Here is a 25,876-nt window from a genome sequence, read left to right on the forward strand (position 1 = left end):
ACCACGCGGACCGCAAGCCACGAGGGGGAATCGAGATGTCCGACGGGTTCAGTGCCGAGGAGCGCGCCGCGATGAAGGAGCGCGCGGCCGAGTTGCGCGCCGAGGGGAAGAAGGGCGCCAAGAAGGCCGACGACCTCCAGGCGGTGCTCGACCGGATCGCGCAGATGGCGCCGGAGGACCGCGAGCTGGCCGAGCGCGTGCACGTGACGATCATGTCCGCCGCGCCGGAGCTGTCGCCGAAGACCTGGTACGGCATGCCCGCGTACGCAAACGCCGACGGCAAGCTCGTCGTGTTCTTCCAGGACGCGGGGAAGTTCAAGTACCGCTATTCGACGGTGGGGTTCCAGGAGGCGGCGAATCTCGACGACGGCGACATGTGGCCGGCGTCGTTCGCGCTGATGCGGTGGAGCCCGGAGGTGGAGAAGAGGCTCACCGAACTGGTGCGGGCCGCCGTGTCCTGATCACGCGGTCAGGCGGACGGCGCGGCGCCGAGGGCGAGCGCCGCCGCCGCGGCCGCGCAGCCCCAGGACAGCATCACCCCGTTGCCCGCGTGGCCGTAGTTGTGCACGACGAGCGCGTCACCACGCCGTTCGGCCTCCACGCGCGGCGCCGCCCGGCCGGGGCGCAGGCCGACTGTGTGTTCGAGGACGTCGGCGGCGGCCAGGGCGGGTTCGATGGCGGCGCACCGGGCGATCACCTCGGCCTCCTCGGCCGGGTCGGGCGTGATGTCGTCGCTGCGCCGCTGCCCGCCGCCGAGCACCACGTGGTCACCGTGCGGGAAGATCGACGCCCAGGCCGGCGCCATCGGCGCCTCCATGAAGAACCGGTCCAGGCCGGGGTTGCGCACCACGATCCGGGGCCCGCGCACCGGGTGCAGGCCGGTGTCGCCGGTCAGGGCCCGCGCCGCCAGCCCGGCGCAGTTGACCACGACCGGGGCCAGCGCCGCCGCCTCGTCGAGCGAGCCCACCGGCTCCTCCCGTACCTCGCCGCCGCCGTCGCGGAGGCGGGCCAGGAGGTACGCGAGGTAGACCGGCATGTCGACGAGGGGCAGCCGGACGGTGAACGCGGTGCCGAAGCCGGCGGGCCGCTCGTCGTCGCCCAGGTGCCGGAAGCCCGGCGTCTGCTCGGCGTACGGCGGCGTCGCCCCTTCCGGCCGGGCGGCGAGGATGCCGTCGCGCCACGCCACGCCGGGCATCGGCTCGGCACCGAGCACCCGCAGCGTCTCGTCGGTCCAGGCGCGCTGCGGGTCGCCGGGTGGGGACAGGTTGGGGCCGACCATCGCCCCGGCCAGCGCCGACGTGGTCCGCGCGGGCGGCGCCGCGGTGCGCACGAGCACCCGGGCGCCGTTCTCGACCAGGCGGATGCCGGTGCTGAGGCCGCTGACCCCGGCACCGACGACGAGGACGTCCGGACGTGTGGTCATCGCGGGCTCCATCCGCTCGACGGTCGCGGGCCCGGCCCATTCTCCACCGGACGGTCCCGTCTGTTTGTCCCCGCAGCGACGTCCGCCGGTAGGTGGTCAGCGCTGCCAGGAGTCGAGGCCGCGGACCGCGGCCCCGGCGATGTCGTCGGCCAGCCCGGGGTCGTTGCTGGTGCCCTCCCAGCCCTGGTCGTGGACGACTGTGACCGCGTCGGCGACCCGGATCACGATGATCTGGCTGGTGGCCTGCCCGTCGGCCGGGCTGCCGTCGAGGGCGGTGGCCGGCCGGGTGACAGTCACCAGCAGCGCCTCGTCGCCGGTGCGGGCCATCGGCTGGGACCGGACGGTGACGGTGCCGCCGGCTTCCTTGAACGACCGGCAGGACTCCATCGCCCCGCGGACCCGGCGCAGGTAGTCGGCGGCGCCGGTGCCCTCGAAGGCGAAGACGGTCTGGTGCAGCGTGCCGTAGGGGACGTTCTCCGGCGGGTCCTTCGGCTGCTTGTAGGTGCTCATCATCGCGGCGCTCGCGGTGACCGACCGTCCACCGCTGCGGAACTCCTCGGCGCACAGTTCGGGCAGCGCGTCGGTGACCTCCATCGGCTGCGCGTCGTTCTTGCGCAGCGCCGGCGGCAGGTCGGCGAAGGCGGACTTCGGGATGGTCACGGGCCCGCCGGACGACGGCGACGCCTCCGGCGTCGCGGGGGTGGTCGCCGAGGTCGCGCTCGAGTCCGCGGTGCCGCCGCCGTCGCCGCAGGCGCCGGCCAGCAGCGTGGCGACGAGCAGGGGTACGCCCAGCATCTGCCTACGGCGACCCGGTGTCCTCATGTCGACCTCCGTCCCGTGCCCGTCCCGACGACGTTCCCGATGCCACGCCGCCCGAAACAGCACCGCCACTCCCCCCAACGTCCGGCCCCTCTGCCGGGTTCCGGCCTGTCCGACGAGCCTTCGCCTCATCCGGGCCAGCCGCCGTTCCGCCTTGGAGGCGACGCCACTCAACGGCTACGGCTCGGGCTCGTTGCTGGCAGTTCCTGGCCCCGTCGTCGCTGAACGCGGACGCTTGATTCCAATAAGCACGTCCTTGCCCAGGTGCTCTTTGATCAAGTATGCGAGGCGGCTGCCGTCGATGAGCTCGATCCGTCCATGCTCACGGGCCTTCTGCCAGGAACGCGGCGTGAACCACGAGGTAGTGACGAGGATGCCGTGCCCAGCCTTCTTCTCTTCGATGGCACCGGCAAGTTCACGGATATGGCTGACGCCCACTGCATTCTTGTAGCGCTTGGCCTGCACAATACTGAGGCGCCCGAGGAGTGCGGACCGATTGACGACGACCGCGTCGACGCCATCGTCGTAGTTCTGCTCGGTGGTCCAGCTCTCCACGCCCATAGCCTCGAAGATCTGCCGGACCAGGTGTTCGAACTCAGTCGGGCTCATCTTCATCAGGTCCGGACGCGAATCAAGGGCGGATACCGCGTCCATACCCTCCACGAAGGAGAACTTCGTGAGGTCGAAATCCAGGATCGGAGTGATCGGCTCAAGCTCATACGGGTGTGGCGAGACCAAGGCGTTCAGATGACGCAGGCACACCTCAGGGCGGACCTTGTCGAGAACCAACTGGGTGAAAGCTTCGCGCTCGACATCAAGGCTGATCAGACAGGGATACTCGCGCTTCCCAGTCCCGGGGTTGACGGCGTCAACGTGACCGTTGAACCCAATGCTCGCCAGCTGCGAATCCGCCCCGAACAGATCCCGAAGAGCCAACAGTGCGATCTGGGCAACGAGTAAGCCGTACAACTCACTGGCCTCCTGTGCCGGTCGCGGAACCGGCTGAATCTCGTCCCGCGTCTGGATGTACTTGTACCCACGGACGGTGGGCACGGCTTCGTTGCTCGGGAGTTGCATACGGACGACAGCTTTTTCCTGCTGGAGGCTGTAAGTGATCTCGGCGCGACGAGGGAAGTCGGCCGGTAGCGGTAGCTGGCTGAGAACCAACCCGAGAAAAGACTCAACGGCCCGCTGATCGCGGACGCGGTAGGCGTCGGCCAGTTGCTCCACGTGCCGGTTGTGCTCGGCGATCTCCGCCATATGTTGCCCAACGCGCGCCTCATGATCGCTGCGCAACTCGTCGATTCGCCGTCGACGCTCGACCTCTGCAGCCTCCCACGCCCGCATGGCCTGCTGGTGAGCAGCGCGGGCATTCACGAGCTGTTGCTCGTAACGGCTCTGCCCGCCGAACCAGCGACTGATGCCACCTGGCTTCGGCGGTTCGAACTGCCTCCATGACGGCTGACCGGGGACTACGGCGAGCCCACCTGGGTCGAACGACGGCGGCGTGGGCTGACGTTTGAGTGAAGCCAGATCCACTCTGACGATGCGGCGCAGGCCCGAAATAAGGATCGTCCGAAGCTGCTCTATCCGGGTCTCAACTTCGGCAGTACGCCGCTCGGCGTCGCGCCTCCGATCCGCGATGTGTTGATCTCGCCTTGCCCGGTCAGCTGCTCTGGCAGCCGCTTCCGCTGCCCGCCGTTGGCGATCGAGTTCTCGTGCCTGTTGACGCTGCCGTCGTTCCCATTCGCTGGATGATGGAGGCCTACGCGCCATCCGGCTCCTCCGATTCACTTCGGTCCAATGCCGACAACTCGACGCAACAGACTATCGACTTCGTGGAGCCCTGAGTATCTAGTTAGTGACAGTAGGTCACGGAGCCCTTGCCCGGCATTGACAGCCGACCGCGAGCATCCGTTCATCGGCGACGCGGTTGCCAGCCTGACATCCCATCAGCACTCATCAACGCCTGATCTGCGGCCAGCACACCTGGTCGGTGGAACGTCATGGGTGCCACCAGCCCGGTTTGACACCCATGACGTTCCACTCGTGAGAGGAGACAAGCAGGGCAGCTTTTGCAAACTTCAGTTTGCGCAAACCAATGTTTGCGATAGCGTGAGGGCATGCAGTCCGATCCGGACCTCGACCTCGCCTTCGCCGCGCTCGGCGACCCGGTCCGCCGCGCCCTGGTCACCCGCCTGGCCCGGGGTGAGGCCACAGTCGGCGAGCTGGGTGAGCCGTTCGACCTGACGCCGCAGGCGATCTCCCACCACGTCGGCGTCCTGCGCCGGTGCGGCCTGGTCGAGCAGCGACGGGAGGGCACGCGGCGGCCGTGCCGGCTGCGCGTCGACCGGCTCGCCCGGATGAGCACGTGGATCGACGAGCAGCGTCGCGCCTGGGACGACCGCCTCGACGCGCTCGAGGAGCACCTCTCCGGTCCGGAGGCGACCCGGTGAGGGCCCGTACCGAACGCCACGGCGACGAACTGATCGCGCTGCGCCACCTGCCCGCCACGCCGGACCGGGTGTGGGCGGCCTTCACCTCACCGTCCGGCATCGCAGCGTTCTGGGGCGGCTCGCACGCCACGGTGCCGCCAGGCTCGGTGACTGTCGACCTGCGACCGGGCGGCGAGTTCGCGCTGGACACGCGCGCCCCGGACGGCCGGACCGGGCGGCTGCGGTTCGTCTACGTGCGCGTCGACGAGCCGCGTGAGCTGGTGTTCGACGAGCCGGTCACCGGCCTGCGCACCACAGTCACGCTGCGGCCCGCCGGAGACGACACCGACCTCACCGTGCACCAGCGCAAGCTCCCGCCCGAGTTGCGCACCGACCAGGCGGCCGACGGGCTCGCCTCGATCCTCGACGCCCTCGCCGCGCACCTCCGACACCACGACGATGGAGACAGCAGTGACCCGAGCAACCCAGCGTGACCTGGTCGCCGAGTACTTCGCCGGCTTCCGGGCGAGTGACCACGAGCGCATCCTCGCCACGCTCACCGACGACGTCGAGTGGGTCATCCACGGCCACCGCACCACCCGGGGCCGGACGGAGTTCGACGGTGAGATCGAGAACCCGGCGTTCACCGGCAGCCCGCAGCTCGACGTCGAGCGCGTACACGAGGACGGACCCGTCGTCGTGGTCACCGGCGAGGGCCGGGGCGTCAGCGTCGAGCACGGGCCGTTCCGGTTCGCCTTCAACGACCTGTTCACGTTCCGGGACGGCCTCATCGCCCGCGTCGACTCCTACGTCGTACCGCTGGGGTCCGCCGGGTCGTGAGCGCGGCGGCCGCCGGGCCGGGTGAAGGCCCGCCGGTACGCCGACGGCGAGGTCCGCATCGCGGCGGTGAAGTGGTGCCGGAACGTCACGGCCGTCTCGAACCCGACGGTCGTGGCGACCTCCTCGATCAGCGCGGTGGTCGTCTCCAGCAGCGGCAGGCTGGCCTGGACGCGCCGGTCGATCAGCCACCGGATCGGGCTGGTGCCGGTGGCCCGCGCGAAGTGCCGCAGGTAGGTACGCGCCGACATGTGCGCCCGCCGGGCCAGCCGGTCGACGGTGATCGGGGTGTTCAGGTTCGCCAGCGCCCAGGACATGCTCGCCGCGAGCCGGTCGTCCTCCGGGTCGCCGGGCACCGGCGCCTCGATAAACTGCGCCTGGCCGCCCTCGCGGTGCGGCGGTACGACCAGCCGGCGGGCGACCGCGTTGGCGATCGTCGGGCCGTGGTCGCGGCGTACCAAGTGGACGCAGAGGTCGAGGCCGGCCGCGCTGCCGGCGCTGGTGAGGATGTTCCCGTCGTCGACGTAGAGCACGTCCGGGTCGACGCGTACCGCCGGGTGGCGGCGGGCGAGCAGGTCGGCGTACCGCCAGTGGGTGGTGGCGCGGCGACCGTCGAGCAGTCCCGCGCCGGCCAGGGCGAACGCGCCCGAGCAGATCGACACGATGCGGGCGCCGCGCCGGTGTGCAGCGCGGAGCGCGTCGGTGAGCGCGGGCGACGGGTCGGCGTGCACGTCGGCGACGCCCGGCACGATCAGCGTGTCGGCGGCGGCGAACGCGTCGAGTCCGTGGCCGGTGTGCAGCGTGGCGCCGCCGACCAGCCGCACCGCGCCGGGGGTCTCCGCGCACACGGTCAGCTCGTACCAGGGGACGTCGAACTCCGGCCGGGGCAGGCCGAAGACCTCGGTGACGATGCCGGTCTCGAACACCGACATGCCCTCGTACGCCAGCACCGACACGGCGGAGCGGTTCATGGCGGGATCTTAGCGACAGGCGTCGCTCGCGCCACTGGAGCGGCCGGACGGCGGCCACCACGATGGGGCCATGTCGAACGTCCTGCGCATCCCCGCCGCCCGCCCCGCCGACGCCCTCGCCCACTTCTCGGCCCGGCTCTCGTTCGAGGCCGACGTCAGCGACGTGCACGCCGACCTGGAGGCGGGCGTACCGGGCCTGGTCGTGGTCGACTCGCGCTCCCTACCGGCGTGGCGGCAGGGGCACATTCCCGGCGCCGTGCACCTGCCCACCGCGGAGATCGCCGCCCGGGCGGGCGAGCTGGTCCCGCCGGGCGCCACTGTGGTCACCTACTGCTGGGGGCCGGGCTGCAACGGGGCCACCCGAGCGGCGCTGGAGTTCGCGCGGCTCGGCCGCCCGGTCAAGGAGATGATCGGCGGGTACGAGTACTGGGTGCGGGAGGGTTTCCCGGTACGCACCGAGGCGGGGCTGGTCCGGCGGCCCGCCGACGACCTCACCGCCCCGGCCGGCGTCTCGTGCGGCTGCTGAGCCGTGTCGGTTCCGTACAAGACGGCAGGTGGTGGCCGTTCCTAGCATGGCCGCATGCGTGATCTTGTCTACACCGGATTCATGTCGCTGGACGGCGTGGTGGACTCCCCCGGCGGCGGCCCGGGCGAGGAGCACCGCAGCGGCGGCTGGGTCGTCAAGGACGTCGAGTTCCTGCCCGAGGCGTTCTCGCTCAAGGGCGAGGAACTGGCACAGACCACGGCGCTGATGTTCGGCCGGCGCAGCTATGAGGCGTTCGCGCCGACCTGGCGCGACTCCGAGGACCACGCCGCTTACCGGGATCTGCCGAAGTACGTGGTGTCGTCCACGCTGCCCGAGGACGCGCTGGTCGACGGCTGGGGGCCGACGACGGTCCTCCGGAGCACCGCCGACGTCGCCGCGCTCAAGCAGGGCGACGGCGGCGACATCTTCATCCACGGCAGCGCCGAACTCGCCCGTCGTCTCGCCGAGGCGGACCTGATCGAGCGGTACCACCTGCTCGTGTTCCCGGTGCTGCTCGGCGCCGGCAAAAGCCTGTTCACCCGGGCGGACCGGGACCGGCAGAAGCTGCGTCTGCGCGACAGCGCCGCCTACCCCAATGGCGTCGTCAAACTCATCTACGACGTGACCCGCTGAGCCGGGTCCAGCGCGATCGCCCCACCGGCGCCCGCGCGCAGCTCACCGGCCGTCCGTCCGACGTACCGGCGCAGCGCGCGGGCCAGGTGCGGTTCGTCCACGTACCCGAAGGTGGTGACCGCGTCGGCGGGCGGGCCGCCGGCGGCCAGCAGCACGGCGGCCCGGCGCGCGCGGTCGATCTGCCGCACCGCTCCCCGGGTCAGCCCGGTCGCCGCCCGGAACCGACGTTCGAGGGTACGCGGTGACGCCGGTGGACGGCCGCCGCGCAACGTCTCGGTGACGAGCGGGTCGCGGACCACCACCCCGGCGCGGACCAGCCGTTCCACCAGGGCCTCGGCGTCGTCCGGGCCGGGTGTGGGCCACCGGCCGCCGTCGAGCCGGAACGTCCGGCGGCCCACGTCGGGCAGCTCGGCGCCGCCGTCCACAAGCGCGGGCGTGGGTACGAGCCGCAGCGAGGTGCCCACCGCGAATTCGATGCCGACGAAGCTCGCGCCTTCGGGCACCGGCGCGGTGCCGGTAGCGGTCTCGGGGCCGGAGAGGGCCGCGTACGAGCGCCCGTCGCGCTGCCAGAACACGAGTCCCCAGCACGGCGTCGCCACCGAGGTCATCTCGTCGACCCGGTCACTGACACAGGTCCACACGGTGTCGATCCAGGCCGAGTCGGACGCCCGCGTGGTGAACCGCAGCTCCACGGCAGGAGCATACGGCGATCGTCAGCGGGCGGGAGTCTCGTCCCGGGCGGGGTAGCCGAGGATCTCCGCGAGGTCACCGGCCGCCTTCGTGTACGCGGCGTAGATGTCGTCGTCGAAGTGGTTGCGCCAGTCGCCGGACGCGCCCTTGCGGTAGTGGGAGATCCGCCCCGGGGTCTCCTTCGACTTCTTCATCTTGGTGAAGCTGTAGCGAGCCAGCAGGGCCTCCAGCTCGGCCGGCGGCAGCGTGATCCCGCAGTGCCGCATGAGCTGGTCGACCTCCTCGGTCTGCCGCTCGCCGGTCAGGTCCTCGTAGCGGAACAGCCGGAACGTCTCGTCGGCCGGCGCGACCGCCCAGGAGCGCATCTGCCCGAACTGCTTCTTGTCGCGCAGCCGGTCGATGACGTAGAGCATGCCCTCCTTCTTCGGCAGTTCCTGGAGGGCCTTTCGTGCCTGCGGGATGTCTCCCATCGGGGCGTGCGAGTTGCGCAGCGAGAAGTAGCTCGACACGACCACGTCGCGCGGGTCGCGGATCACGAAGAACGCGCGGTAGCTGCCGGCCTTGGGCACTGCCTCGAATCGCTTGTGGGAGAGGAAGATCGCCAGGCCCACGCGGCCGGCGGGCACCGGCGCGGTCGCCCCGCCGGCGTAGAAGCGCGGGTCATACGGCAGCAGGCCGCAGTGGCGGTAGACGGCCGGGTCGCTGAACAACGCCTTGATCCACTGGCTGCCGGTCTTGCGGACGGTGCAGTGGAAGATGTTGGCGAACTCGCTGCGGGCCACCACCGGGACGGTGAGTCGCATGCGGGCGTTGCGCGCTTCCATCTGCGCCCGCCGGGCCTTGACGCGCAGAGAATTCGGCGAATTGTGCTTGGCGAATTCGACGGCCCGATTAATCATTGTCCAACTCCATCAGGACCCCGCGGAGCAGGGGCAGCACGAACACCTTTCCGCACGTCACGCAGGTGAAGTCCGCAGACTTCGCCTGCTCCGCCCCGCGCCCCGACGCGCCGCTAGGAATATCCCCGACGGTCCGATTAATGTCAATCCCGATCAGCTGGGAGAACGCTGAAAATCTACAATTTCCATAGGAATTGCGGAATAGTGCGACGGGGCAGCAGCGCACGCTCGTGCACCGGCACAATGAGCGCCGTGCTCACCCCCACCCGCGATCTGCTGACCGCCCTCGACCCGCTGTCCCACCGTGACCGGGCGCGGCGCCTCGTGGCGTGGGCACGCACCGCACCCGACCGTGCGCAGGTCTGCGCCGACCTGCGCCGGCACGGCAGCTACGAGCGGCGACTCGCGCTGCTCGCCGCGCTGGCCACCCGGGACACCGCGGCCGTCCTGGCCGCGACGTTCGATCCGGAGCCGTCGATCGCCGCCACCGCGCTGACCGCCGCCGTGCGGGCCGGCGTGACGCCCGCCGACCTGACCGACCGGCCGGCGGAGGCGCGGCGGCGCGTCTACCGGGTGCTGCGCCGTCGGCCGGTCCCGGCCGTCGCCGACGCACTGATCATCGGGGTACGCGAGCGGTTCGGTGACCACGAGGCCGCCGCGTTGCTGCCCGCCTGCGGCCCCGAGACGGTACGGACCTGGCTGCCCGACCTGGAACACGCGCTGAACCCGGAACGGCTGATGCGGACGCACTCCGACATCGTGCTGACGCGCACCGGTGAACGGCTCGCCTCGGCCCCGCCCGAGACGCGCGGGCGGATCTGGGCGGAGGTCGCCGGCGCGGTGCTGCACGGCGATCCGGCGCGGGCACTGGATCTGCTCGACGCGTACGCGCCCGAGGAGTCGCTGCCCGGCCCGCTCGTCGCTTACGGGCGGCTCGCCGCACACGACGCGCGCCGGGTCGTACGCCTGCTCGTCTCCCCGGCCCGCGCGGCCTGGCTGGCCCGGACCGCGCTGCCCCGGGCGCTGCTGCGCCGCCTCGCCGCGCTGCCCACTGACGAGCTGATCCCGCTCGCCGCCCGGCTGCGGGAGCACGACCGGGCGCTCGCCGGTTTGCTGCGCGCCGTCGCGCCGAGCCGCCGCGCGGAGCTGTACGACGGCGCGCTGGCCGACACCGACACCACCGCGCTGCTGCCCGGCACCGCGGTGATGGAGGTGCTGCCGGCCCCGGTGCGGGCGCGCGAGGCGGCCCGGGTGCTGACCCTGCCTGCGGTCCGCGAGCGGGAGGAGCAGGTGCGGTTCTGGAGCGCGTACCTGCCGTGGCCGCAGGCGTCCGCGTCGGCGAGCGCGGCGCTGCGCTCGGGCGACGCGGAGGAGCGCGCGGACGGCTGGCGACTGCTGGTGGCCGCGGCGCGCCGCTCCCGCGACCCGCGGACGGTGGCCCAGGTGGTGGTCCGGCTCGGCCGGCTGCGCAACGAGCAGGACCCGGTACGCGCCGCAGCGCTCACCGCGCTGGCCACCGTGGCGCCACTGCTCACCGCCACGAGCGCGACCGGGCTGACCGGGCTCACCACCGACGCGGTGGACGCGCGGGACACCTCGGCGACCACCACCGGCGCGTTGAGCCGGCTCGCCGTCGACGTCCTCACGCACCACGTGGACGCGCCGGAGCTGGCCGAGTGGGCGCTGCGCACGATCGACGCGGTGAGCAGCGACGCGAACGCACCGGTGCTGCGCCGGCTCGACACGGTGCTGCGGCACGGCCAGGAGGCTGTGGTGTTCGACCGGCTGCGCGGCCGGATCGAGGCCGGTATGGCACGCGCCCGGTACGGGCTGCTGTTCGCGCTCACCCACGCGCTCGGCCGGCGGGCCTGGCGCCTGCCGGAACTGCAGGACCTGCTGCGCCGGGCGATCGGGCCGGACACGCTGCCGGCGGTGGCCCGCACGGCGGTCGGGCTGTGGCTCGCCGATCCGCGTACCCGCTCGCAGCGCGTCGCCGAGGTGCTCGACGTCGACGCCTCGGCGGTGGCGCTCCACGAGGTGTGGACGATCGTCTGCACCTCCCGCACCGACCTGCTCGACCGGGTGCTGGACCGCGCCCCGCGCGGCCGGTTCGTGGAGAGCGGGAAGCGATGGGTGCCCGGCCCGGCCCCGCAGGCGCAGCGCTGGCTCCCCCGCCACCAGGACCGTTTCGTCGCGCTTCAGACACGCGTCATCGCCGACTCCGGTCACCGGGTGTGGCAGCGGGCAGCGGCGATCCGGGCCGCCGCCGGGGCCGGCCCGGCCGGGCGCGAACTGGTGCTGCGCCACGTCGACGCGTCCGAGGTGCCGGTCGCCGAGGCGGCGCTGGGTGCGCTGGTCTGGACCGACCGGCCGGACGAGGCGTTCCCGGTGCTGCTGCGGTACGCCGACGGCGACCGGGCACGCGTCGCGCTGTACGCCGCCGGACGGGCCGCCCGGTACGTTCCGCCGGCCCGCCTGACCGACCTGCTGGGCGGGGTGCTGACCGGCGCCGCGAAGGTCACCAGCCGCAAGGAGGCCGCACGGCTGCTGGCCCGCTACGCGCGGGTGGACGCGATGGCGGCGCTCGGTGAGGCGTACGCCGATCCGGGCACGCACCGCGACGTGCGCGCGGCGATCGTCTCCGCCGCCCGGCAGCGGCTGGGACCCGAGGCGACCTGGGCCGTGCTGCGCGCGGCGGTGCACGCCAGCCGCGAGGAGCGGCGCGCGGTGCTCGGCGCGTACCCGTCGGGGATCTCGGAGCGGCACCGCCGCGCCTACGCCGGCCTGGTCGTGGCGGCGTGCCGTGCCGACGACCGGGAGGTCCGCCGCGCCGCGTTCGACGCGCTCGGCGAGTGGTCGCAGTGGCTGACCGGCGTCACCGACCTGGTCGTGGACCGGCTCACCGACCCGGACGAGACGACGCCGAGCATCGGGGTGGCGAACCTGCTGCGAGCCGGTGGGGACGAGGCCTTCCGGGCCGCGCTGGAGCGGCTGGTCCAGCGGGACGCGGCCGACGACGACCCGGGCGGTCCGGTGACCGACCGGCCCGCCCGGCGGCGCGTCGAGTCGCTCGCCGAGGGCGCGGCCCTGTGGTCCGACAGCCGCCCCGCGGGCGCCGACCGTGCCGGGCTGGTCGAGGCCGCGCGGTGGCTCGCCGGCCGGGACGGCTTCCTGGGTACGGCCACCGGCCTGCTCGTCGACCTCGGTCGGCTCGCCGACCTGGACGAGGTCGCCGCGCTCTGCGCGGACCGGCCCGTGGTCGCTGTCCGTACCGCGCAACGCGTCGGCGATCGTCTGCTCACGATGCGGCGGCGGCCCGACCCGGCGGCCCTGGCCGGCACCGTCGCCCACCTCGCCGGGCGCGGAGACCTGGCCGGTGGGCTGTTCGCGGTGGCGCTCGTCGCGCACGGGGCGGAGTTCGGCTGGAAGACGCCGTGGCGGGACCTGCTGACCGCGCTGCGCCGTCACCCCGACGCGGACGTGCGGGAGGCCGCGTACACGCTCGACATGAGCTGACCAGGCCGGACGCCGTCCTATGCTCGAGGCGTGACGCTTCAGCGGATGGACCACGTCAGCGTCGTGGTGGACGACCTGCCGGCCGCGATCGCCTTCTTCACCGAACTCGGGATGGAGGTGGAGGGCGAGATGCCGGTCGAGGGGCAGTGGGTGGACCGGGTCAACGGCATCGACGGCGTCCGGGTCGACATCGCGATGATGCGGACGCCCGACGGCCACGGCAAGCTCGAACTGACGCGGTTCCGGGCACCGGCGCTCGTCGCCGCCGAACCGGCGGACGCGCCGCCGAACACGCTGGGCCTGCGGTCGGTCATGTTCGCCGTGGACGACGTCGACGACACGGTGGCTCGCCTGCGGGCCCACGGCGGCGAGCTGATCGGTGAGGTGGCGGACTACGGGGACGTCTACCGGCTCTGCTACCTGCGCGGCCCGGCGGGCGTCATCGTGGCGCTGGCCCAGCAGCTGAGCTGACGGCTACCCGGCGTCCACGGCCGCCAGCACCGTCATCGCCTCGCGTTCGCGCACAGCCAGGTCGGCCAGGACCGCCGACGCGCGGGTCAGGTGGGCCGCGTCGCCGGTCCGCCCGGCGTCGGCGATGTGGTCGGCGACGGCGGTCCACAGTGGCGCGATGTCGGCGTACATCAGCTCTGCCCGGCGCAGGTGGGCATCGCCGGTGACGGTGGCGGCCTCGGCGAGGAAGTCCCGGAACAGGGCGCGGAACAGCGCGCCGCCGGTGCCGCCGCGTTCCATCAGCGTCGCGGCGAGCGGAAGGCCACGGGCCGGGTCGGCGGCGCGGTCCAGCCAGCGGGTGACCCGGGCGGCGGCGGTGGCGATCCCCCGGTGGCCGAGGTTGGCGATCGGCGGGTCGAGGAACGCCCCGGCGTTGGCGCGTACCGCCGCGCGGACGGCGGCGGCCAGGTCCGGCGGGGCGCCGGGCGCGGTGAGCGTGTACGACAGGTGGCGCGCGGTCATCGGTCCACGCGCGGCGCGGGCCCGGGCGAGGCTGTCCAACGTGGTGGTCACCGCGCCGCCCTGCTGGGCGGTGTCGACCAGGTAAGCGTGGGTGTCGTCGTAGCCGTACATCGCGACGGTGTGCCCGCCGAAGTGGACCTTGGTGGTGAAGTAGTCCAGGTGGTACGAGTCCAGTTGCAGGCCGACCGGCTGTCCGGCGTCCAGCGCCTCGGTGACGTTCCGCCACGCCCTGGCCGCCGACGTCGTCTCCCGGACGCGCAGGTCCAGGCCCAGGTGGCCGGCGGCGGCCCGGGTCACGCACAGCGGCTTGGTGCGCCCGCCGAGGAACGGCACGTCCATGCCCTTGGCGTCCCAGTAGACGAAGCCGAGCCCCTCGCCGAGGCCGAACAGCATCGGCTCGGACAGGCTCAGGCCGGCGTGCCGCGTCAGCACGCCGAGCGTGGTGGTCTCGCAGTGCACCCCGCCGGTCGGCGTCACGTCGTCGAGGATCACGACGGCTCCTGTACGCCGGGCATCCGGCGGGCCACCCCGGCGAGCAGGTCGGCGGCCTGGACGCGGGGGTCGTCGCGCGAATCGGTCATCACCAGCCCGGCCAGCGGTGACGGGCCGGGCGGATCACCGGCGGCCAGTGCCGTCTGGAGGCGGCGCAGCCGGTCCTCGGTGAGCGCGCTCTGCTCGTCGTGGATCACCAGCACCCGCCGCCGGCCGCCGCTCCAGTGCAGGACGGTCTCGGCCAGCGCCGGCAGCAGCGGCTCCAGCGGCGGCGGGATCGTCCGGTCGCCCGCGTACAACCGGGCCTGCACGGCTGCCACCCGGGCCGGGTCGAGAGCGTCGAGGACCGCGCCGGCCCGCGCGTCGCCGACGTGGCGCCGCAACGCGTCCCGCGCGGCGAAGAACCGGTCGACGCTCCGGTCGTCCGCCCGGTCCCGCCGCTTGGTGCGCAGCATCTCGACCACGGCGGCGAGGAAGCCCGCCCAGTCCGGCCCGGCCGCCCGCCCGGCCCGGTGCAGCGCCGCCGCGGCCGGACGCCGGTCACCGGCGAGGCGGGTGCCCGCCGCGTACGACGGCTCGGCCAGCAGCAGGTCGACGACCCGGGTGGCGAGGAAGAACTCCTTGTCGACCAGGTGCACGTGCGCCCGGCCGCGCAGCGCCGACAGGAACCAGCCCACCGCCTCGGCGGCTTCCCGGCGGCGCAGGAACTGCCGGGACTTGACCTCGTCGGGCGAGAACCGGAACCCGGACCGCAGCGTACGGATCAGATCGGCGGCCTCGTCGCGGCTCAGGTCGACGCTGGCGTGGACGATCACCGGGGTTGCCGGGTCGAGCAGGTTGGTGCCGGAGAAGCCGGACTCGTCGCAGGCGATCTCCCGCACCGCGCCGGTCAGCGCCGCGCCGGGTGGCAGCCCGCCCTGCAGCGGCAGCCTCGCACCCGTCGATCCGGCCATGCCGACCATGCTCGCCCACCCGGGCCGCGACGGACCAGCGGTTAAGCCGGATCGGGTCGGGCGGCGGGTCGTGGACCTCATTCCACCGGCCGGGAGATCGCGGTCAGGCGCGGCAGCCGGGCGCGCATCTGCTCGTCGTCGTCGAAGTCGAAGTCCTCACCGGCCGGGTCGGCCGGCTGGGCGGGAGCGGCGCGGTCGGCGGCGTCGAGCGCCTCCCAGAACGCGTCGGTGCCGGCGCCGGTCGCCTCGGCGTACGCGTCGCCCGCCGCGCTCAGCACCGCCTCGCACTCGACCGCGTCGTCGTCCGGGTCGACACCGGCGTCGGCGAGGGAGTCGGGATTGGCGACGGCCGGCTCCCAGACCGCCCGCCCCTGCGCCACCAGCCAGCCGCGGAAGTAGTCGAACCCGTCGTCCGAGCAGCCGCCGCGCATCAGGTAGGCGGCCGCCCACAGGTCCCAGCGCCACCCCTCGGACGTCACGTCGTCGTACGCCTGCTCGAAGCCCACTATCGTCGCCGGACTACGCACCGACAGCTCCGCGACCAGGTGCCGGGCCACGACGTCGGCCCCCTCGGCGGTGACCGTCTCGCGTCCCGCGGCGCGACGCGCCCGCTCCACGATGTCCCAGAACGTCTCCCGATCCACGGCGGGACCGTACGCCGCCCCACCGACAAGCTGTCAGCGGCCGTGTCAGCGCCGTGTCAGGGCGGTGGCGGTACGGCCGCCCATGGTGGTCGCATGACGAGTTCAGCGATAGCGGTCTCCGGGCTGCGTAAGGCGTACAAGGACCGGGTGGTGCTCGACGGCATCGACCTGGACGTCCCCGCCGGGACGATCTTCTCCCTGCTCGGGCCGAACGGGGCCGGCAAGACGACAGCCATCAACATCCTCACCACGCTGATCCGCGCGGACGCCGGGTCGGTGCGGGTCGCCGGGCACGACGTGGTCACCGAGGCCAAGGCGGTCCGCGCGGCGATCGGCGTGACCGGGCAGTTCGCGGCGGTGGACGAACTGCTGACCGGGCGGGAGAACCTGCAACTGATGGTCGACCTCGGCCCGCGCGACCGCGTGCCCGGCAAGCGGGTCGTCGCCGAGCTGCTGGAGCGATTCGACCTGGTCGAGGCCGCCGACAAGCTGGTGTCGACGTACTCCGGGGGCATGCGCCGCAAGCTGGACCTGGCGATGACGCTGGTCGGCGAGCCGCGGATCATCTTCCTGGACGAGCCGACGACCGGGCTGGACCCGCGCAGCCGCCGCACCATGTGGTCGATCATCAGGGAGCTGGTGGCCGGCGGCGTGACGGTCTTCCTCACCACCCAGTACCTCGACGAGGCCGACCGCCTCGCCGACCGGATCGCGGTGCTCGACCAGGGCCGGCTGGTCGCCCAGGGCACACCGGAGGAGCTGAAGCGCCGGATCCCCGGCACGCACGTGCGGTTGCGGTTCGGCACCGTCGCCGAACTCGACGCGGCGGCGGAGGTGCTGCCCGGCGCGGTACGCGACGAGGAGACGCTGGCGCTGCGTGTGCCCACCGACGGCGGGACCACGGCGCTGCGCGCCCTGCTCGACCGGCTCGACGCGCACGCGATCACCGCCGGCGACCTGTCCGTACAGACCCCCGACCTCGACGACGTCTTCCTGGCCCTGACGGGCCGCGCCCCGGAGGTGGCCGCGAAATGAGCAGGAACCACTCGGTCGTCATGCTGCGCCGCAACCTGACGCACCTGCGCCGCAACCCCACCTCGGTGTTCAACGCGGTGCTGATGCCGATCATCGTCATGCTGATGTTCGTCTACATGCTCGGCGACGCGTTCTCCGTCGGTGTCGACTACGTCGACTACGCGACGCCGGGCCTGATGCTGCTGGCGGTCTGCTACGGCCTCGGCGGCACCGCGACGTCGGTCAGCTCCGACATGACCAAGGGCATCATCAACCGGTTCAAGGTCATGCACGTCTCCCGGGGCGCGGTGCTGACAGGTCACGTCGTCGCCACCGTACTGACGAACGTCCTCGCCGTCGCGGCCCTGGTCGGGGTGGCGTTCCTGCTCGGCTTCCGCCCGGCCGCCGACCCCCTGCACTGGCTCGGTGCGGCCGGCATGGTGGTGCTGCTCAGCATCGCCGTCAGCTGGTTCACCGTCGCGCTGGGCCTGTTCGCGAAGTCGCCGGAGTCGGCGGGCATGGCCGCCGTACCGCTGGTCCTGCTGCCGTTCTTCAGCAGCGCGATCGTGCCGGCGGACAAGATGGGGCCGGGACTGCGGCAGTTCGCCGAGTACCAGCCGTTCACGCCGATCATCGAGTCCCTGCGCGGCCTGTTGGGCGGCGCGCCGTCGGCCGGCGACGTGATCCCCGCGATCGCCTGGTGCGCGGGCATCGCGCTGGTCGGCTACCTGTGGGCGCGGTCCACGTTCACGAAGCGAGCGTGATCTCGACCAGCCGCTCCCAGCCGGTCTCCCGGCCCGCTGCGACCGCCTCGGCGAACCCCGCGTCGCCGAGGCGGTCGCGCGCCGCCGCCTCGATCCGGGGCACGTCGGGGTGGGTGCGGTCGGGCAGCCCGCGTACCGCGGTGGCGGCGCCCAGCAGCCGCGCCACCTGGTCCGGCCGGTCCAGCCGCAGGGCCAGGTCCGCGACGCCGACGAGCACCTGCGCGGTCAGCGGCGCGTAGCCACCCTCGCGCGCCGCCCGGCACGCCGCCGCCCGATGGGTACGGGCCTGCTCGACGTCCTCGGCCAGGTAGCCCAGCAGATCCTGGGTGCCCGCCCGGACGCCGGCCAGGTCCGCCTCGTCGCCGAGCAGCGCCGACACCGCCCGCAGTTGCGCGTACGCCTCGTCCGCGTCGCCGTCGTGGCGGGCCATGTACGCCCGGACCAGCGCCAGTTCGGCCAGCGCCCCCGGCCAGGCGACCCGGGCGGCGAGCCGTTGCGCCTCGGCCACCGCGGCGGCGCTCGCCGCCTCGTCGCCGTCGAGCCGGTACAGCCACGCCAGCCGTGCCCGCATCCGGATCACGTCCTCGACCGTGCCCACCTCGGTGACCGCCGCGACGGCCTGCTCGTAGTACGCGCACGCGGCGGCCACGTCACCGCGGACGGCGATCAGCTCGGCCAGCTCGCTCAGCGCGAACGAGATGCCGAAGCGTTCGCCCACCGCCCGGAACTCGGCGAGCGCCTGCCGCAGGCACGCCTCCGCCTCCGCCGCCTCGATGCCGAGGATGACGCGCAGCTTGCCCAGGTGCAGCCGGGCCAGCGCGCGTACCCACGGGTCGGTGTGGTCGAGCAGCGACTCCCAGGCGGGCAGCAGCGCGTCCGGCTCCCGCAGCATCCGTTCCATCGGCACGACCAGGGCCAGCTCCGGGTGCCCGCCGCGACCCTCCCCGCTCAACCGGTACGCCCGGTGGATCCACTCGGCCGCGTGCTGTGCGTCGCCCGGCCCGGAGGTGAGGAAGACCACCACCAGCCCGTACACCACGGCGCGGATGTGGTCGGGCACGTCGCCGGGCGTCTCGGTGGCCGCGACGATCAGTTCCATGCCCTCGGTCCGGTGGCCGCCGAGCCACCAGTACCAGCCGGCGCCGGCTGCGAGCCGCATCGCCTCGCGTCCCTCGCCCGCGGCGAGCGCGCCGCGCATCGCGGCGGTGATGTTGTCGTGCTCGGCTTCGAGCCGGGCGAGCCAGGTGAGCTGGTCGGCGCGGCGCAGCCGCGGCTCGGCGGCCTCGGCCAGCGCGGTGAAGTACGCCAGGTGCGCGTGGCGCGCGGTGTGCGTCTCCCCCGCCTCGGCGAGCCGCTGCGCGGCGTACTCCTTGATGGTGCCGAGCATGCGGTAGCGCGGCGCGACGTCGCCGGCGGCGACCAGCAGCGACTTCTCGGTGAGTGTGGTGAGCAGGTCGAGCACGTCGCCCGGCTCGACGGCGCCGCCGGCGCAGACCCGCTCGGCCGCGTCCAGGCCCGCCCCGCCAGAGAACACCGACAGCCGGCGCAGCACCGCGCGTTCGGCGTCGGTGAGCAGTTCCCAGCTCCAGTCGACCATGGCGCGCAGCGTCCGGTGCCGGGGCAGGGCGGTCCGGCTGCCGCCGGTGAGCAGCCGGAACCGGTCGTCGAGCCGGGTGGCGAGCTGGTCGACGGACATGGTGCGCAGCCGCGCCGCGGCCAGCTCGATGGCCAGCGGCATGCCGTCGAGCGCGCGGCAGATCCGCGCCATGGTCGCCGACGTGTGTTCGTCGAACGCCAGGTCGCGGCGGACGGCCGCGGCCCGGTCCCGCAGCAGGCGAACGGCGGGCGACGACTCGACCTCGGCGACCGGGGCGTCGCCGCCGGGTAGGCCCAGCGGCGCGACCGGCCACAACGCCTCCCCGGTGATGCCCAGTGGCTCCCGGCTGGTGGCCAGGATCCGCAGCCGCCGGCACTCGCCGAGCAGCCGGTGCGCCAGCGTCGCCGCCGCCTCGACGACGTGTTCGCAGTTGTCCAGGATCAGCAGCATCGCCCGGTCCCGGATCGCCGCGACCAGCCGGTCGACCGGTTCCGCGCTGCCCGCGTCGCCGAGCAGCGCGTCGCGCAGGCCGAGCCCGGAGATCGTCGTCTGCACCACGTCCCCGTCGGCGCTGATCGCGGCGAACTCCACCAGCCACACCCCGTCCCGCAGGTCTCCGGTCATCCGGCGGCCGGTCTCGGTGGCCAGCCGGGTCTTGCCGGAGCCACCCGGACCGGTGAGCGTGGTGAGCCGGTGTTCGGCCACCAGCGCGCCGACGGCGGCGAGGTCGGCGTCCCGGCCGACGAAGCTGGTCAGCTCGGCGCGCAGGTTGGTCCGGCGGGTGTCGTCGCGGCGTGCCGTCTCGCCGCGCAGCAGGGCGACGTGCAGCGCCGACAGCTCCGGCGACGGATCAGCGCCAAGGGCGTCGGCGAGCGCGTCGGCGGTGCGCTGGTAGACCATCAGCGCCTCGGTGTCCCGGCCGGCCGCGACCAGCGCGCGCATCAGCGCCATGGCGAGCCGCTCACGCACCGGATGGGCGGCCACCAGGTCGGTCAGCTCCGGGACGAGGTCGGCCTCCCGGCCGAGCCCGATCTCCGCGTCGTACCGGTCCTCGGTCGCGGTCAGGCGCAGCCGTTCCAGCCGGGTGGCCGCCGCGTCGAGCGCCGGGCTGTCGGGCAGGCCGATGTCGCGCAGCGCGTCGCCGCGCCACAGGCCCAGCGCCTCGCGCAGCAGCCGTACCCGCTGCGGCCCGTCGCCGTCGCGGGCCCGGCCGACAAGACGTTCGAACCGTACGGCGTCGACGGTGTCGGGCTCGACGGCGAGGCGGTAGCCGTCGGGCAGCCCGTCGACGGCGCCCGCCGGCAGCGCCTTGCGCAGCCGGGAGACGAGGCGTTGCAGCGCGTTCGAGGCGTCGGCGGGCGGCTGCTCGCCCCAGATCCAGTCGACGAGCGTCGCCTTCGGGACCACCCGGCCGGGCTGGAGTGCGAGGGCGGCCAGCAGCCCACGCAGCCGCGCGCCCGGCACGTCGGCCGGGACGCCGCCGTCGACGGTGACCTGGAACGGCCCGAGCAACCCGATCTGCACGCGCCGATCCTGCCACGCCCGGCGGCCCGGTCCGGTCCACCGCCCCCACCGGTCAGGTGGCCGGGCGCGACAGGTCCATCTCCCAGAAGGTGAGCGCCAGACCATGCGCGCGCTTGAACTCGATGCCCGCCCTGACGAGCGCCAGGGCGGGCGCCGGCGGCTTGTACTTCACCTCTCCGGTCAGCAGTTCCCAGACGAGCCGTGCCGCCCCGAAGGTCGCGTAGCCGCCGGCGTCGTCAGCGACCACGGCCTGCAGATCGGAGAAGAAGTCGTGCGGGTCGTTGTTCGCCTGCTCCACGTAGGGAACGAACAGTCGTCGAACGAACTCGTCGTAGTCGGCTTCGCTTCCTTGGGGACCGGATTCGAATCGGCCGAAGCGCTCGAGTACGCCAAGCAGGTCTCCCGGAAACCGTTCCGCGGGTTCCCTGGGGCGTCGCGCGAAAAAACTCATGACCTGTTTCTTCCTACTGGCATCGGCGCGGCCGAGGAAGCCAGTTGTCGAGTTCCCGTCAGTTCTTTAGCAATCGGCCCACGGCCCCGGCACACGCCGTGACCATGGACCGATTCCTACCTCGGCTCAGGCTTTGGTAGCCGAGATCTCCGGGTCCAGTTCGGCGAGCTTCCGTGCGACATCGTTCATGTAACTGCGATAGAAGCCCGCGTCCGGGGTGAAGACCACCATCTGCTTCCCCGCCAGGCTCAACCACATCGCGCACGCCGTCAGGCCCGCATCCGCGTCGAAACGCTTGATCTCGAAGGTGATCTGGGAGCCCTTGGCCGCAGCCTCCGTCTCCGCCGCCCTTCTCCCGTACAAAGCCGTGGCCAGGCTGGCTGCCCCGCCCCGGCCCTCGTAGGTGGCCACCATCGCCGGCAATCCGTGCTCGCTCCGCGCAGGCGTCAGATGCCATTCCGCCTTACGAAGACTGAAACCGCTCTTCCCCTTCATCGCATCCCTGAAGGCTGCGATGCAGTCGCCCGGCGCGGCTCGCAACTCGAAAAGCCACGTCCGGTTGTGATCCATGAGTCCCATGTCGCTCCCGAGGTTCTGGGGTCCCTACTGATCCAGTCACCACATCGCCGGATCCCGTCCGGTCGCCCGTCGTCCGCTTTGACGTCCGCTTGCACCCGGCCCTCGACTCAGGAACACCGGCCCCACTGGCAGTTGTGACCGGAGGCGGGCCGGCCCATCTTTTCGGCCTCCTTGCACCAGGCGCACTTGGACCGACCGGCTTTGACACATGCGCACGACATGGTTACCTCCGATGAAGGCTGGCAGGAACATGACGATCAGCTCGAATAAATTGCGGAGCTGCAATGGAATAGAGGCTGCCACGCCCTCATCGACAGGGGCCAGACTTCGGGATCGCTTCCGACTGAAGCGGTGCCCGCCCTTGCTGGTTCGGCACACGAGGGTGACATGAAAGCCAGCGAGTGATGAATCGAAATTCAGCAGATCGAAGCCGATCCGCAGTCCCTTTTGGATGATCGGTTGGACCGCCCACTCCGATGGGGTGGGCGGTCTGCTTGGTTCTCCGCCGGTGAAGCCACGTGCCCGGCCCGGATCGGCTGATCACGGGCCGGGCACGTGGTCCTCGGCGAGGTGGACGGTCAGCGGAAGGCCGCGTGACCGGTGAGCGTCTGCCCGATGATGAGCTGGTGCACCTCGGAGGTGCCCTCGTAGGTGAGCACCGACTCCAGGTTGTTCGCGTGCCGCATCACCGGGTAGTCGAGGGTGATGCCGGCCGCGCCGAGGATCGTCCGGCACTCGCGGGCGATGGCGATGGCCTCCCGCACGCTGTTGAGCTTGCCCAGGCTGATCTGCCGGTGGTCCAGCGTGCCGGCGTCCTTGAGGGTGCCGATCTGCATCGCCAGCAGCATCCCCTTGCCCAGTTCCAGGGCCATGTCGGCGAGCTTGAGCTGGGTGGCCTGGTACGCGGCGAGCGGCTTGTCGAAGATCTGCCGGCTGCGGGCGTACGCGACTGTGGTCTGCAGGCAGTCGTGCGCGGCGCCGAGGGCGCCGAAGACGATGCCGTAGCGGGCCTCGTTGAGGCACGACAGCGGCCCGGACAGGCCGGTCGCCTCCGGCAGCATCGCGTCGGCCGGCAGCCGCACGCCGTCGAGGACGAGTTCGGAGGTCACCGAGGCGCGCAGGGAGAGCTTGCGGGTGATCTCCGGTGCGGTGAACCCGGGCGTGCCGGCCGGGACGACGAAGCCCCGGATGCCCTCGTCGGTACGCGCCCACACGACGGCGACGTCGGCCACCGAGCCGTTGGTGATCCACATCTTGGTGCCGTCGAGTACCCAGTCGGCGCCGTCGCGGCGGGCCCGGGTACGCATGCCGGCCGGGTCCGAGCCGAAGTCCGGCTCGGTCAGCCCGAAGCAGCCGATCGCCTCACCGGCGGCCATCCGGGGCAGCCACTCGCGCTTCTGCTCCTCGGAGCCGAAGCGCCAGATCGCGTACATGGCCAGCGACCCCTGCACCGAGACCAGGGACCGCAGGCCCGAGTCGCCCGCCTCCAGCTCGAAGCAGGCCAGGCCGTACGCGACGGCCGAGGTGCCGGCGCAGCCGTAGCCCTCCAGGTGCATCCCGAGCACGCCGAGCTCACCGAGTTCCCGGGCCAGTTCCCGCACCGGCAGCCGGCCCGCCTCGTACCAGGCGGCGACCTCCGGCCGGATCCGCCGGTCCACGAAGCCACGCACGGCGGCCTGGAGTTCCCGGGTGTCGTCGTCGACGAGCGTGTCCACACCGAAGTAGTCGAGGGCGAACGCGGGGACGGTCAGTGTCACGTACGGGTTCCTTCCAGGTGGGCGAGGACGCCGCGCGCCACGGCGACGGCCATCGCGTCGAGCGCGTCGGTGGTCATCGCCGCCATGTGCGGGGTGGCGAGGACGCGGGGGTGGTGCAGCATCGGGTCGTCGGCGGCGGGCGGTTCGGGCGCGAACACGTCGACCGCGTAGCCGCGCAGCCGGCCAGCGTCGAGCGCGGCGAGCACCGCCGCGCCGTCGACCACGCCGGCCCGCGCGGTGTTGACGAGCAGCGCGTGCGGCCGCATCCGGGCCAGCGCGCCGGCGCCGATCAGGCCGGTGGTCTGCGGCGTCTGGGGCACGTGCAGGCTGACCACGTCCGATTCGGCGAGCAGAGTGTCCAGGTCCACCAGACGTACGCCGTCCGGCGGCTCGGTGACTGCCACGTCGTACCCGAGGATCGTCATGCCCATCCCGCGGGCGCGGGCGGCGACGCCCCGGCCGATCGCGCCGAGGCCGACGAGTCCCAGCGTGCGGCCGGCGAGCATGGTGCCGGTCAGTCCGGCGGCGACGACCGAGCCGGGCAGCGACCGGCCGGGCGGGAAGCCACCGGCCGCCAGCGTGGTCACGGCGGGGGTGAGCTGCCGGGCGAGCGCGAGCGCGGCCAGGACGACGAACTCGGCCACCGAGTCGGCGTTGGCGCCGGGCGTGCCGACCACGGGGACGCCGAGCCGCTGCGCGGCGGCCAGGTCGATGCCGTCGAGCCCGGCGCCGTGCCGTCCGACGACCCGGAGCCGGGGTGCGGCCTCCAGCATCGCGGCGGTCACCGGGGAGGAGCGCACCACGAGCGCGTCGGCGGTGGCGAGCGGGCCGGCCGCGAGCGCGGCGGGGTCGGTGAGGTGGGCGACGGTCACCTCACCGGCGGCGTGCAGCAGCCGCATCCCGGCCTCGGCGATGGGCTCGGTGAGCAGGATCTGAGCGGGCATCGGGGTCCTCACCAGCCGGTGTAGCAGGTCACCGGCACGCTGTAGAAGTCGCGGGCGTAGCCGCCCTGCTCACGCGGGCCGTGGTTGGAGGCGCCGGTGCCGCCGAACGGCAGGTGCAGTTCGGTGCCGGCGGTGGGCAGGTTGACGGTGACGATGCCGGCGCGGGCGTCGCGCTTGAACCGTTCCGCCGTCGCCAGGGAGGTGGTGACGATCCCGGCGGACAACCCGTAGTCGGTGTCGTTGGCGAGGTCGACCGCCTCGTCGAGGTCGGCGGCGCGGATCACGCAGGACACCGGGCCGAAGATCTCCTCCCGGGCCACCCGCATGTCGTTGCGCGCACCGACGAGCAGGGTGGGTCGCATGAACTGCCCGTCGTGCGTCCCGCCGGCCGCGACCGTCGCGCCCTCGTCGCGTCCGATCCGGACGTAGTCGAGGTTCTGGTCGAGCTGACCGGCGCTGACCACCGGGCCGAGCTGGCTGTCCGGGTCGAGCGGGTCACCGACGCGCAGCGCCCGCGTCGCCTCGGCCAGCGCCGCGACGAACCGGTCGTGGATGCCGGTCGTCACGATCAGCCGGCTGGAGGCGGTGCAGCGCTGGCCGGTGCTGAAGAAGCTGCCGTCCAGCGCGCAGCGCACCGCCACCTCCAGGTCGGCGTCGTCGCACACCACGAGCGGGTTCTTGCCGCCCATCTCCAGCTGGAACCGCTTGTTGCCGTGGGCGATGCAGCGCTGGGCGACGTGCGCGCCGGTGTGGGTGCCGCCGGTGAACGAGATGCCGTCGAGTCCGTCGCTGGTGAGCAGTTCCTCGCCGACCACCGAGCCGGCGCCCATGACCAGGTTGAACACGCCGGCCGGGACACCGGCGCCGGCGATGATCCGGGCGAGTTCGCCGGCGCTGGCGGGGACCATCTCGGCGGGTTTCAGCACGACCGTGTTGCCGTACGCGAGCGCCGGCGCGACCTTCCACGCCGGGATCGCCAGCGGGTAGTTCCAGGGCGTGATGATCCCGACCGCGCCCAGTGGACGGCGGCGGACCTCGGCGTGCACGTTCGGGCGGGTGGAGGCGTAGACCTCACCGGTGGGCTGGAGCAGCTGGTGGGCGTAGTAGCGGAAGGTCTGCCCGGCGCGGACGACCTCGCCATGGGCCTCGGCGAGCAGCTTGCCCTCCTCCCGGGCGAGCAGCGTGGCGAGTTCGTCGGCTCGGTCCAGGATGGTGGCGCCGATCCGGTCCAGCATCCGCATCCGGTCGCCGACGGGCAGCGTCGCCCAGCCGGGCCGGGCGCGGCCTGCCGCCGCGATCGCCGCGCGGGTCGTCTCCCGGTCGGCGGCGGCGTACTCGCTGACGACCTCGCCGGGGCGGGCCGGGTTGAGGTTGGGGCGGCGTTCCCCGTCTACCCACTCGCCGTCGACGAGGTTGCGGTGGTACGGCACGGACAC

General features: G+C 72.9%; 25 protein-coding genes. 10 read left to right on the forward strand and 15 right to left on the reverse strand.

All coding sequences use genetic code 11. The features are described from left to right. The first annotated feature begins 35 nt into the window (after positions 1 to 35). Positions 36 to 461 carry a hypothetical protein gene (locus O7604_RS00175; RefSeq protein ID WP_269700850.1) on the forward strand — a complete coding sequence of 142 codons (426 nt, stop codon included), beginning with the start codon at positions 36 to 38 and terminating at the stop codon, positions 459 to 461. Between the two features lie 8 nt (positions 462 to 469). Here O7604_RS00175 and O7604_RS00180 read toward each other — a convergent pair whose 3' ends face one another. The 3 genes from O7604_RS00180 to O7604_RS00190 form a co-directional block, all read right to left on the reverse strand. Beyond that, positions 470 to 1,423 (reverse strand): FAD-dependent oxidoreductase, encoded by a 954-nt coding sequence (locus tag O7604_RS00180; RefSeq protein WP_281578476.1) that lies wholly within the window; start codon positions 1,421 to 1,423, stop codon positions 470 to 472. Between the two features lie 96 nt (positions 1,424 to 1,519). Further along, a complete protein-coding gene (locus O7604_RS00185) occupies positions 1,520 to 2,245 on the reverse strand; it encodes a hypothetical protein (protein ID WP_281578477.1) in 726 nt (241 codons plus the stop codon). 174 nt (positions 2,246 to 2,419) lie between these two features. After that, positions 2,420 to 3,781 carry a restriction endonuclease gene (locus tag O7604_RS00190; RefSeq protein ID WP_281578478.1) on the reverse strand — a complete coding sequence of 454 codons (1,362 nt, stop codon included), beginning with the start codon at positions 3,779 to 3,781 and terminating at the stop codon, positions 2,420 to 2,422. Positions 3,782 to 4,365: 584 nt separating this feature from the next. On the opposite strand from O7604_RS00190, the gene O7604_RS00195 reads away from it, so the two are divergent. Genes O7604_RS00195 through O7604_RS00205 form a run of 3 tightly spaced genes read left to right on the forward strand, consistent with a single transcriptional unit; the run spans position 4,366 to position 5,517 of the window. Continuing rightward, positions 4,366 to 4,698 carry a metalloregulator ArsR/SmtB family transcription factor gene (locus O7604_RS00195; RefSeq protein ID WP_269700857.1) on the forward strand — a complete coding sequence of 111 codons (333 nt, stop codon included), beginning with the start codon at positions 4,366 to 4,368 and terminating at the stop codon, positions 4,696 to 4,698. Next, entirely contained in the window at positions 4,695 to 5,171 is a 477-nt protein-coding gene (locus O7604_RS00200) for an SRPBCC domain-containing protein (protein ID WP_281578479.1), read from the forward strand. The genes O7604_RS00195 and O7604_RS00200 overlap by 4 nt, the downstream gene beginning before the upstream one ends. Beyond that, positions 5,149 to 5,517 carry a nuclear transport factor 2 family protein gene (locus O7604_RS00205; protein ID WP_281578480.1) on the forward strand — a complete coding sequence of 123 codons (369 nt, stop codon included), beginning with the start codon at positions 5,149 to 5,151 and terminating at the stop codon, positions 5,515 to 5,517. Before O7604_RS00200 ends, O7604_RS00205 begins: the two co-directional genes overlap by 23 nt. Here O7604_RS00205 and ftrA read toward each other — a convergent pair. Then, positions 5,484 to 6,485, reverse strand: coding sequence for a transcriptional regulator FtrA (gene ftrA / locus O7604_RS00210; RefSeq protein ID WP_281578481.1), 1,002 nt, complete (start codon positions 6,483 to 6,485; stop codon positions 5,484 to 5,486). The two genes, O7604_RS00205 and ftrA, sit on opposite strands and share 34 nt — an antisense overlap. 70 nt (positions 6,486 to 6,555) lie before the next feature. On the opposite strand from ftrA, the gene O7604_RS00215 reads away from it, so the two are divergent. Both O7604_RS00215 and O7604_RS00220 read left to right on the forward strand, forming a co-directional pair. Further along, complete coding sequence (locus tag O7604_RS00215; protein ID WP_281578482.1) at positions 6,556 to 7,011, forward strand: rhodanese-like domain-containing protein; 456 nt, start codon at positions 6,556 to 6,558, stop codon at positions 7,009 to 7,011. Between the two features lie 54 nt (positions 7,012 to 7,065). Further along, complete coding sequence (locus O7604_RS00220) at positions 7,066 to 7,644, forward strand: dihydrofolate reductase family protein (RefSeq protein ID WP_281578483.1); 579 nt, start codon at positions 7,066 to 7,068, stop codon at positions 7,642 to 7,644. Here O7604_RS00220 and O7604_RS00225 read toward each other — a convergent pair. Then, a complete protein-coding gene (locus O7604_RS00225; RefSeq protein WP_281578484.1) occupies positions 7,626 to 8,336 on the reverse strand; it encodes a helix-turn-helix domain-containing protein in 711 nt (236 codons plus the stop codon). The genes O7604_RS00220 and O7604_RS00225 overlap by 19 nt on opposite strands. 21 nt (positions 8,337 to 8,357) lie before the next feature. After that, positions 8,358 to 9,233, reverse strand: a complete 876-nt coding sequence (locus tag O7604_RS00230) for a sulfotransferase domain-containing protein (RefSeq protein ID WP_281578485.1) — start codon at positions 9,231 to 9,233, stop codon at positions 8,358 to 8,360. A gap of 243 nt (positions 9,234 to 9,476) precedes the next feature. On the opposite strand from O7604_RS00230, the gene O7604_RS00235 reads away from it, so the two are divergent. Continuing rightward, positions 9,477 to 12,749: a hypothetical protein gene (locus tag O7604_RS00235; protein WP_281578486.1), complete on the forward strand. Its 3,273-nt coding sequence runs from the start codon at positions 9,477 to 9,479 to the stop codon at positions 12,747 to 12,749. 45 nt (positions 12,750 to 12,794) lie between these two features. Further along, entirely contained in the window at positions 12,795 to 13,220 is a 426-nt protein-coding gene (locus O7604_RS00240) for a VOC family protein (protein ID WP_281580020.1), read from the forward strand. Between the two features lie 3 nt (positions 13,221 to 13,223). Here the strand turns inward: O7604_RS00240 and O7604_RS00245 are convergent, their stop codons facing one another. The 3 genes from O7604_RS00245 to O7604_RS00255 form a co-directional block, all read right to left on the reverse strand. Further along, positions 13,224 to 14,213 (reverse strand): BtrH N-terminal domain-containing protein, encoded by a 990-nt coding sequence (locus tag O7604_RS00245; RefSeq protein WP_281578487.1) that lies wholly within the window; start codon positions 14,211 to 14,213, stop codon positions 13,224 to 13,226. Then, positions 14,210 to 15,166 carry a DUF3800 domain-containing protein gene (locus O7604_RS00250; protein ID WP_281578488.1) on the reverse strand — a complete coding sequence of 319 codons (957 nt, stop codon included), beginning with the start codon at positions 15,164 to 15,166 and terminating at the stop codon, positions 14,210 to 14,212. The genes O7604_RS00245 and O7604_RS00250 overlap by 4 nt, the downstream gene beginning before the upstream one ends. Positions 15,167 to 15,243: 77 nt before the next feature. Continuing rightward, positions 15,244 to 15,810 (reverse strand): DUF4240 domain-containing protein, encoded by a 567-nt coding sequence (locus O7604_RS00255; RefSeq protein WP_281578489.1) that lies wholly within the window; start codon positions 15,808 to 15,810, stop codon positions 15,244 to 15,246. A gap of 93 nt (positions 15,811 to 15,903) precedes the next feature. Here O7604_RS00255 and O7604_RS00260 point away from each other — a divergent pair, with 93 nt between their 5' ends. Both O7604_RS00260 and O7604_RS00265 read left to right on the forward strand, forming a co-directional pair. Continuing rightward, complete coding sequence (locus tag O7604_RS00260; RefSeq protein WP_281578490.1) at positions 15,904 to 16,845, forward strand: ATP-binding cassette domain-containing protein; 942 nt, start codon at positions 15,904 to 15,906, stop codon at positions 16,843 to 16,845. Further along, complete coding sequence (locus tag O7604_RS00265) at positions 16,842 to 17,588, forward strand: ABC transporter permease (RefSeq protein ID WP_281578491.1); 747 nt, start codon at positions 16,842 to 16,844, stop codon at positions 17,586 to 17,588. The genes O7604_RS00260 and O7604_RS00265 overlap by 4 nt, the downstream gene beginning before the upstream one ends. On the opposite strand, the gene O7604_RS00270 is transcribed toward O7604_RS00265, so the two are convergent. The 6 genes from O7604_RS00270 to O7604_RS00295 all read right to left on the reverse strand — a co-directional run bounded on the left by O7604_RS00270 (position 17,572) and on the right by O7604_RS00295 (position 25,876). Next, positions 17,572 to 20,709, reverse strand: a complete 3,138-nt coding sequence (locus O7604_RS00270; protein WP_281578492.1) for a BTAD domain-containing putative transcriptional regulator — start codon at positions 20,707 to 20,709, stop codon at positions 17,572 to 17,574. The two genes, O7604_RS00265 and O7604_RS00270, sit on opposite strands and share 17 nt — an antisense overlap. A gap of 52 nt (positions 20,710 to 20,761) precedes the next feature. Beyond that, positions 20,762 to 21,160, reverse strand: coding sequence for a hypothetical protein (locus O7604_RS00275; protein ID WP_281578493.1), 399 nt, complete (start codon positions 21,158 to 21,160; stop codon positions 20,762 to 20,764). A 126-nt stretch (positions 21,161 to 21,286) separates the two neighbouring features. Continuing rightward, positions 21,287 to 21,730 (reverse strand): hypothetical protein, encoded by a 444-nt coding sequence (locus O7604_RS00280; protein ID WP_281578494.1) that lies wholly within the window; start codon positions 21,728 to 21,730, stop codon positions 21,287 to 21,289. Between the two features lie 587 nt (positions 21,731 to 22,317). Further along, positions 22,318 to 23,496 carry an acyl-CoA dehydrogenase family protein gene (locus tag O7604_RS00285; protein WP_281578495.1) on the reverse strand — a complete coding sequence of 393 codons (1,179 nt, stop codon included), beginning with the start codon at positions 23,494 to 23,496 and terminating at the stop codon, positions 22,318 to 22,320. Next, positions 23,493 to 24,440: a hydroxyacid dehydrogenase gene (locus O7604_RS00290; RefSeq protein ID WP_281578496.1), complete on the reverse strand. Its 948-nt coding sequence runs from the start codon at positions 24,438 to 24,440 to the stop codon at positions 23,493 to 23,495. The genes O7604_RS00285 and O7604_RS00290 overlap by 4 nt, the downstream gene beginning before the upstream one ends. An 8-nt stretch (positions 24,441 to 24,448) precedes the next feature. Beyond that, on the reverse strand, positions 24,449 to 25,876 hold the full coding sequence (locus tag O7604_RS00295; RefSeq protein WP_281578497.1) for an aldehyde dehydrogenase family protein: 1,428 nt from the start codon (positions 25,874 to 25,876) through the stop codon (positions 24,449 to 24,451).

The sequence above is a fragment of the Micromonospora sp. WMMA1947 genome (genome assembly GCF_027497355.1).
In the GTDB taxonomy this organism is placed as follows: Bacteria; Actinomycetota; Actinomycetes; order Mycobacteriales; family Micromonosporaceae; genus Micromonospora.

What these genes read in the sequence shown, in the direction of transcription:
- O7604_RS00235 (WP_281578486.1), top strand. Translation starts at nt 9,477, where the DNA reads ATGAGCGCCGTGCTCACCCCCACCCGCGATCTGCTGACCGCCCTCGAC.
- O7604_RS00175 (WP_269700850.1), top strand. Translation starts at nt 36, where the DNA reads ATGTCCGACGGGTTCAGTGCCGAGGAGCGCGCCGCGATGAAGGAGCGC.
- O7604_RS00260 (WP_281578490.1), top strand. Translation starts at nt 15,904, where the DNA reads ATGACGAGTTCAGCGATAGCGGTCTCCGGGCTGCGTAAGGCGTACAAG.
- O7604_RS00180 (WP_281578476.1), bottom strand. Translation starts at nt 1,423, where the DNA reads ATGACCACACGTCCGGACGTCCTCGTCGTCGGTGCCGGGGTCAGCGGC.
- O7604_RS00185 (WP_281578477.1), bottom strand. Translation starts at nt 2,245, where the DNA reads ATGAGGACACCGGGTCGCCGTAGGCAGATGCTGGGCGTACCCCTGCTC.
- O7604_RS00250 (WP_281578488.1), bottom strand. Translation starts at nt 15,166, where the DNA reads ATGGCCGGATCGACGGGTGCGAGGCTGCCGCTGCAGGGCGGGCTGCCA.
- O7604_RS00280 (WP_281578494.1), bottom strand. Translation starts at nt 21,730, where the DNA reads ATGGATCACAACCGGACGTGGCTTTTCGAGTTGCGAGCCGCGCCGGGC.
- O7604_RS00215 (WP_281578482.1), top strand. Translation starts at nt 6,556, where the DNA reads ATGTCGAACGTCCTGCGCATCCCCGCCGCCCGCCCCGCCGACGCCCTC.
- O7604_RS00265 (WP_281578491.1), top strand. Translation starts at nt 16,842, where the DNA reads ATGAGCAGGAACCACTCGGTCGTCATGCTGCGCCGCAACCTGACGCAC.
- ftrA (WP_281578481.1), bottom strand. Translation starts at nt 6,485, where the DNA reads ATGAACCGCTCCGCCGTGTCGGTGCTGGCGTACGAGGGCATGTCGGTG.
- O7604_RS00230 (WP_281578485.1), bottom strand. Translation starts at nt 9,233, where the DNA reads ATGATTAATCGGGCCGTCGAATTCGCCAAGCACAATTCGCCGAATTCT.
- O7604_RS00275 (WP_281578493.1), bottom strand. Translation starts at nt 21,160, where the DNA reads ATGAGTTTTTTCGCGCGACGCCCCAGGGAACCCGCGGAACGGTTTCCG.
- O7604_RS00240 (WP_281580020.1), top strand. Translation starts at nt 12,795, where the DNA reads ATGGACCACGTCAGCGTCGTGGTGGACGACCTGCCGGCCGCGATCGCC.
- O7604_RS00290 (WP_281578496.1), bottom strand. Translation starts at nt 24,440, where the DNA reads ATGCCCGCTCAGATCCTGCTCACCGAGCCCATCGCCGAGGCCGGGATG.
- O7604_RS00195 (WP_269700857.1), top strand. Translation starts at nt 4,366, where the DNA reads ATGCAGTCCGATCCGGACCTCGACCTCGCCTTCGCCGCGCTCGGCGAC.
- O7604_RS00220 (WP_281578483.1), top strand. Translation starts at nt 7,066, where the DNA reads ATGCGTGATCTTGTCTACACCGGATTCATGTCGCTGGACGGCGTGGTG.